Source organism: Nitratidesulfovibrio liaohensis (genome assembly GCF_011682075.1).
GTDB classification, from domain to species: domain Bacteria; phylum Desulfobacterota; class Desulfovibrionia; order Desulfovibrionales; family Desulfovibrionaceae; genus Cupidesulfovibrio; species Cupidesulfovibrio liaohensis.
In genome coordinates this window covers 1-6,439 of record NZ_VSMK01000117.1, presented here as the reverse complement: position 1 = coordinate 6,439, position 6,439 = coordinate 1, and the positions used below count along the sequence as shown (strand labels likewise).

The window sequence follows — 6,439 nt, the reverse complement described above, 5'->3', positions numbered from 1 at the left end:
GGGACGCGTTTCGTCGGGCACGGCGATGGCCACGGAGCGCGGGGCCGGGCGGTCTTCCAGCCGCTGGCAGCCCAGCGGCTCGTCAAGGGCGGCGTGCAGGGCGGCCAGGGGGTCGGCCAGCGGCTGTACCGGGTTCGGTTCGAAGACGTCCACGTGGACGGAATCCGGCAGCTCCAGGGGCACGTAGCCGTGCCCGTACTTCAGGTCGATGCGCATGAAACGAAACCTCTTGCGAATGGTAGCGCAGGGGAAGGGATTCCCCCCGCCGCGTGCAGCCCTTCCGGAAATGCACACGGCGGAGGGACGGAACGAACGCGCGGTACGACTGACGCTAGAAGAGCATGCCTTCCGGAGTGGGAACGCCCAACAGCATCGCGAACCCTATCCAGACGAACAGGCACAGCACCACGGTGAACGCGGCGGAGGCCACGGCCTTCTTGCGCGTGCCGCCACCGGCGTCGCTCAGCACCATGGACATGCCGAACAGGTACAGGGCGGAGGCAAGGTAGAAGCCCAGCACAGGGATTATGGCCACATAGGCGATGGCCCCGGCGGAGATCATGACCACGCGGTTTACAGCCACGGGTTCGTCGTCCTGCGGCGCATTCCGCCCTTGCGGCCCTTCAGCAGGCCAAGGCCACACAGATAGATGCCGCCAAGGGCCATGAAGATGATCAGCATCCGGGGGAACAGCAGGCTGACCCCTTCAAGGTCGCCGCTCTGGGCGTGGAACACACCGGCCATGACCAGCACGGCGAGACCGGAAGCGATGTCGGCAACGCTGCTACGCATGGGTGGAATCCTCCTTGGGCTGCGCGATGTCGCAGCCGCAGTCGCGGCGCTTGCGCTTCCAGTCCAGCAGGAAGGGGGTGGCCAGCGAAAGCAGGGTGAGCACGATGAGCAGGATGGCGATGGGGCTTTCAAGGAACACGTTGATCACCGAACCGCCGGAAGCCTTGGACAGGTGCACGCACTTGCCGAGGTTTTCTTCGATCATGGGGCCAAGGATGATGCCGAGGGCCATGGCCCCGGTATCCAGGCCCACCCGGCCCGAGAAGTAGCCCAGGAAGCCGAAGATGATGACGATCCACACGTCCAGCATGCTGTTGCGGATGGCGTACGAGCCGATGACCGACAGCACCACGATGGCGATGGCCACGAAGGTCAGGCGGATGCTGAGCAGCTTGGTCATGATGCGGGCCAGCAGCAGGCCGATGGGAATCATCAGCAGGTTCACCGCAAACTGCGACATGATGAAGGTGTAGGCCAGGTCGCCCGTGGCGGTGAACACCTTGAAGCCGGGCTGGATGCCCTTGGCCAGCAGCGCGCCCAGGATGACCGCCGCCACCGCGCTGCCCGGAATGCCCAGGGTCAGCATGGGGATCAGCGAACCGCCGATGACCGCGTTGTTGGCACTTTCGCTGGATGCAAGCCCTTCCACGGCACCCTTGCCGTATTTGGAAGGATCCTTGTCCCAGCGTTTGGACTCGTTGTAGGCGATGATGGAGGCGATCTCGCCGCCCGCACCGGGCAGCATGCCCACCAGGCCGCCGATGAGCGAGGAGCGCATCAGGATGACCTTGCAACGGCCCACCAACGCGCCGAAAACCTCGCGGAAGGCGCCGGGGGTAGGCTTGTAGTCGGCGATGAACGGCTTGTAGCTGCCGATCAGGTACAGCACCTGCGAGAAGGAAAACAGGCCGATCATGGCGGGGATGACCTCGATGCCCTGCACCAGCGGGTAGTACCCGAAGGTGAAGCGCGGCACCCCGGCGTTGGGGTCGATGCCCACGGTGGACACCAGCAGGCCCATGGCCCCGGACAGCAGGCCCTTGACCATGTTGCCCGACGACATGACCGCGATGGTGGACAGGCCGAAGATGCACAGCCAGAAATTCTCGGGGCCGCCGAACTGCAAGGCAAACCGGGCCAGCGGCGCGGCCAGGAACAGCAGCAGCACTGTGCCGACGATGCCGCCAAAGGCCGAAGACAGCAGGGAGGTGACCAGGCCGATGTCGGCCCGACCGGCCTGACACAGCGGCCAGCCGTCAAAGGTGGTGGCCACGGACGAGGGCGTGCCGGGCGTGCAGATGAGGCAGGCGGAGTTGGCCCCCCCGTAAATGGCGCCGGCATAGATGGCGCCCAGCATGATCAGGCCGCTGGTGGCATCCATGGCAAAGGTGGCCGGCACCATGAGGGCGACGCCCATGGTGGCGGTAAGACCCGGCAGGGCGCCCACGATGATGCCGCCCGTCAGGCCGACAACCATCAGCAGGATGTTCAGCGGTTCGAACAGATGCCCTATGGCCGGTCCGATAAATTCCATCATTGCAAAGCTCCTTGGTACAGGGCGGAGAGGGGTGGTACCCCGCTCCGGCGGTATCAGGGTTGGCTACTTCAGCAGGCCGGCCTTCTTGCATACGCGTTCCGCGTGCCACGTACGTCGCAAAGACTTTGCCATCCGTGTATCCGGTGGCTGGCCCGTCATCTTTCATGTCGACAAGGCAGCAAGTATCTCCATTAGTTCTGCGTGATATGGCCTGCACGTCGTTGGTCCCGACCGCCGTGAAGCCGATGATCATGCTGGTGTATTTTCGAAAGGCCTTGCGCAGGCGGCGCTGGTGGCCGCATGTCAGATGACAGGCAGCGCCGCGGGGGCCAGCCGTGCAAGGAAACGCATCGTTACGCAGGGCTACCGTCTCGGGGGGCGGGATGCTTTTGACCACAAACAGGCCCCCCGCCGCACGCAATCCTTCGGAAAGGCGCACGACGGGGGGAACGAAGAGAACGGCGCCGCGCGGCAGGTGCGTCTAGAAGAGCATGCCTTCCGGAGTGGGAACGCCCAACAGCATCGCGAACCCTATCCAGACGAACAGGCACAGCACCACGGTGAACGCGGCGGAGGCCACGGCCTTCTTGCGCGTGCCGCCACCGGCGTCGCTCAGCACCATGGACATGCCGAACAGGTACAGGGCAGAGGCAAGATAGAAGCCCAGTACAGGGATTATGGCCACATAGGCGATGGCCCCGGCGGAGATCATGACCACGCGGTTTACAGCCACGGGTTCGTCGTCCTGCGGCGCTTCGGCTCCCTTGCGGCCCTTCAGCAGGCCAAGGCCGCACAGATAGATGCCGCCAAGGGCCATGAAGATGATCAGCATCCGGGGGAACAGTAGGCTGACCCCTTCAAGGTCGCCGCTCTGGGCGTGGAACACGCCGGCCATGACCAGCACGGCGAGACCGGAAGCGATGTCGGCAACGCTGCTACGCATGGGTGGAATCCTCCTTGGGCTGCGCGATGTCGCAGCCGCAGTCGCGGCGCTTGCGCTTCCAGTCCAGCAGGAAGGGGGTGGCCAGCGAAAGCAGGGTGAGCACGATGAGCAGGATGGCGATGGGGCTTTCGAGGAACACGTTGATCACCGAACCGCCGGAAGCCTTGGACAGGTGCACGCACTTGCCGAGGTTTTCCTCGATCATGGGGCCAAGGATGATGCCGAGGGCCATGGCCCCGGTATCCAGACCCACCCGGCCCGAGAAGTAGCCCAGAAAGCCGAAGATGATGACGATCCACACGTCCAGCATGCTGTTGCGGATGGCGTACGAGCCGATGACCGACAGCACCACGATGGCGATGGCCACGAAGGTCAGACGGATGCTGAGCAGCTTGGTCATGATGCGGGCCAGCAGCAGGCCGATGGGGATCATCAGCAGGTTCACCGCAAACTGCGACATGATGAAGGTGTAGGCCAGGTCGCCCGTGGCGGTGAACACCTTGAAGCCGGGCTGGATGCCCTTGGCCAGCAGCGCGCCCAGGATGACCGCCGCCACCGCGCTGCCCGGAATGCCCAGGGTCAGCATGGGGATCAGCGAACCGCCGATGACCGCGTTGTTGGCACTTTCGCTGGCGGCAAGCCCTTCCACGGCACCCTTGCCGTATTTGGCGGGGTTCTTGTCCCAGCGCTTGGCCTCGTTGTAGGAGATGATGGAGGCAATCTCACCACCCGCGCCGGGCAGCATGCCCACAAGGGTGCCGATGATGGACGAGCGCATCAGGTTGACCTTGCAGCGGCCCACCAGGGCGCGCACCACTTCGCCAAAGGCGCCGGGCGCGGGCTTGTAGTCGGCGATGAACGGCTTGTAGCTGCCGATCAGGTACAGCACCTGCGAGAAGGAAAACAGGCCGATCATGGCGGGGATGACCTCGATGCCCTGCACCAGCGGGTAGTACCCGAAGGTGAAGCGCGGCACCCCGGCGTTGGGGTCGATGCCCACGGTGGACACCAGCAGGCCCATGGCCCCGGACAGCAGGCCCTTGACCATGTTGCCCGACGACATGACCGCGATGGTGGACAGGCCGAAAATGCACAGCCAGAAATTCTCGGGGCCGCCGAACTGCAAGGCGAACCGGGCCAGCGGCGCGGCCAGGAACAGCAGGAACACGGTGCCGACGATGCCGCCGAATACGGACGCCAGCAGAGAGGTTATGAGGCCGATGTCGGCCCGACCGGCCTGGCACAGCGGCCAGCCGTCAAAGGTGGTGGCCACGGACGAGGGCGTGCCGGGCGTGCAGATGAGGCAGGCGGAGTTGGACCCGCCGTAGATGGCGCCTGCATAGATCGCCCCCAGCATGATCAGGCCGCTGGTGGCGTCCATGGCGAAGGTGGCCGGCACCATGAGGGCGACGCCCATGGTGGCGGTAAGGCCCGGCAGGGCCCCCACGATGATGCCCCCCGTCAGACCCGCGACCATCAGCAGGATGTTCAACGGCTCGAACAGGTGCCCGATGGCCGGTCCGATAAATTCCATCATTGTGATGCTCCTTGGAACGGACCGGGGAGGGATGGCACCCCTCCCCGGCGGTATCAGGGTCCGCTACTTCAGCAGACCGGCCTTCTGCAGCATGGTTCTTGCGAACTCGTTCTGGGTGCGGACGTACGCCGCAAAGGCATCACCATCCATGTATTCGGTGGGCTGGCCCGCCTTCTTCATGTCGGCAATGTATTCGGGGTCGTCGCAGATCTTCTTGAAGGTTTCGCGCAGGTAGTCCAGCTGGGCCTTGTCGACGCCCTTGGGGGCAACGTAGGCGCGGCGGATGTCGGACACCACGTCGAAGCCCTGTTCGCGCAGGGTGGCCACGTCGGGCAGGAAGGCGTTGCGCTTTTCTGCCGCAAGGCCGAGCACGGTCATTTCCTCAAGGCTGCGCATGACGTCGTTCAGGTTGCCGAACATGACGTCGATCTCGCCGCCCAGCAGGGCCGCGTTCTGGTCGGCGGCGCCCTTGTAGAACACTTCGGTGACGGGGAAGTCGAACTTGCCCTTCACGTCCAGGAACATCAGGTGATGGCCGCTGTTGGGGCCCACCAGGCCCACCTTGAGCTTGCCGGGGTTGGCCTTGGCAAACTCGAAGATTTCCTTGACCGACTTGAACTTGCTGTCGTTGCGCACGACCACGGCCTGCGGATCGTTCACGACCTGGCAGATGTAGGCGTAGCTGTCGATGGAGAACATGGCCTTCTGGACCATGGGCTGCAGCACCAGATGCGGAATGTTGATGCCGCCGATGGTGTAGCCGTCGGGACGGGCGTTGGCGATTTCGCCGAAGCCGATGGCGCCGCCGGCGCCGGGCTTGTAGACGAACACCCACTGCTGGTCGGAGTACTTGTTCCAGTACTTCTGCATGATGCGGGCCTGCACGTCGCTGGACCCGCCCGCCGTGAAGGCGATGATCATGTTGATGGGCTTTTCGGGATACTTGGCATAGGCATCACCGGCAACCGCAAGGCCGAGGACGAGCAGCGCCGCAAGGGCCAGCCGCGCAAGGAAACGCACTTTCATGTAGGGCTCCTTTTTCGGTCTTCGAAGTTCAAGGCACCTGTCGATGCTCCCCCTCGGGGGGAGCGAAATTCTGGCAGCGCCCGTACGAACCGGCCCTACGAAAGGCGGGAGTGGGTGCGGCGGTCCCCGTGCATGCCTATGCGGCTGCTGCGCCGTCCCGCGGGATCACGCCTGTGGCGGTCCCGCCCCTTGCTGGTTCGCTGTCATGCAATGCATCTCATCACTACGCGCGCTACCCGTGATGGTCCATGGTGCCCCGGAGCGCCAGGCAGGCCTGGAATGACCGGGGCTCCGCTGTCCCGCCCCGGCGTGCCACCGACCGGGGCGGGACGCCGCCCCGGCGACCATCGCCAGGGCGGCAGCGAAGGCTAGGCGCTTTCGTACAGACGGGTAAGGACGAACTCGCGGTGGCCCAGCACTTCGGCGGCGGTGTTACGGCCGTTGGCGGTGCGGATGGCCATTTCCACCAGTTTGTCGCCGGCGCCGTCCATGGTCAGTTCCTTGCGCAGGATGCCCGACACGTCCACGTCGATGTGTTCGCTCATGGTGCGCACGGTGCGCGGGTTGGCGCACAGCTTCACCACCGGAAGGATGGGGTTGCCGA

At 64.7% G+C, this 6,439-nt stretch carries 7 protein-coding genes and 1 pseudogene; all 8 read right to left on the bottom strand.

From position 1 onward, the window contains the following. A partial coding sequence (locus tag FVW27_RS05235) for a lactate racemase domain-containing protein (RefSeq protein ID WP_167123358.1) occupies positions 1-216 on the bottom strand: 216 nt, incomplete at its 3' end. 115 nt (positions 217-331) lie between these two features. After that, positions 332-583, bottom strand: coding sequence for a tripartite tricarboxylate transporter TctB family protein (locus FVW27_RS20845; protein ID WP_341806091.1), 252 nt, complete (start codon positions 581-583; stop codon positions 332-334). Further along, positions 574-792: a hypothetical protein gene (locus FVW27_RS20840; RefSeq protein WP_243838227.1), complete on the bottom strand. Its 219-nt coding sequence runs from the start codon at positions 790-792 to the stop codon at positions 574-576. The genes FVW27_RS20845 and FVW27_RS20840 overlap by 10 nt, the downstream gene beginning before the upstream one ends. Next, positions 785-2,329: a tripartite tricarboxylate transporter permease gene (locus FVW27_RS05225; RefSeq protein ID WP_167123356.1), complete on the bottom strand. Its 1,545-nt coding sequence runs from the start codon at positions 2,327-2,329 to the stop codon at positions 785-787. Before FVW27_RS05225 ends, FVW27_RS20840 begins: the two co-directional genes overlap by 8 nt. 481 nt (positions 2,330-2,810) lie before the next feature. Beyond that, positions 2,811-3,272, bottom strand: a complete 462-nt coding sequence (locus FVW27_RS05220; protein ID WP_167123355.1) for a tripartite tricarboxylate transporter TctB family protein — start codon at positions 3,270-3,272, stop codon at positions 2,811-2,813. Continuing rightward, a complete protein-coding gene (locus FVW27_RS05215; RefSeq protein ID WP_167123353.1) occupies positions 3,265-4,809 on the bottom strand; it encodes a tripartite tricarboxylate transporter permease in 1,545 nt (514 codons plus the stop codon). The genes FVW27_RS05220 and FVW27_RS05215 overlap by 8 nt, the downstream gene beginning before the upstream one ends. A 63-nt stretch (positions 4,810-4,872) precedes the next feature. Next, complete coding sequence (locus tag FVW27_RS05210; RefSeq protein ID WP_167123351.1) at positions 4,873-5,835, bottom strand: tripartite tricarboxylate transporter substrate binding protein; 963 nt, start codon at positions 5,833-5,835, stop codon at positions 4,873-4,875. Positions 5,836-6,203: 368 nt separating this feature from the next. Continuing rightward, positions 6,204-6,439: pseudogene (locus tag FVW27_RS05205) on the bottom strand (UxaA family hydrolase); the annotation flags it as partial.

Coding starts and splice junctions, on each gene's coding strand:
- FVW27_RS05215 (WP_167123353.1), bottom strand. CDS start 4,809: ATGATGGAATTTATCGGACCGGCCATCGGGCACCTGTTCGAGCCGTTG.
- FVW27_RS20840 (WP_243838227.1), bottom strand. CDS start 792: ATGCGTAGCAGCGTTGCCGACATCGCTTCCGGTCTCGCCGTGCTGGTC.
- FVW27_RS05210 (WP_167123351.1), bottom strand. CDS start 5,835: ATGAAAGTGCGTTTCCTTGCGCGGCTGGCCCTTGCGGCGCTGCTCGTC.
- FVW27_RS05220 (WP_167123355.1), bottom strand. CDS start 3,272: ATGCGTAGCAGCGTTGCCGACATCGCTTCCGGTCTCGCCGTGCTGGTC.
- FVW27_RS05225 (WP_167123356.1), bottom strand. CDS start 2,329: ATGATGGAATTTATCGGACCGGCCATAGGGCATCTGTTCGAACCGCTG.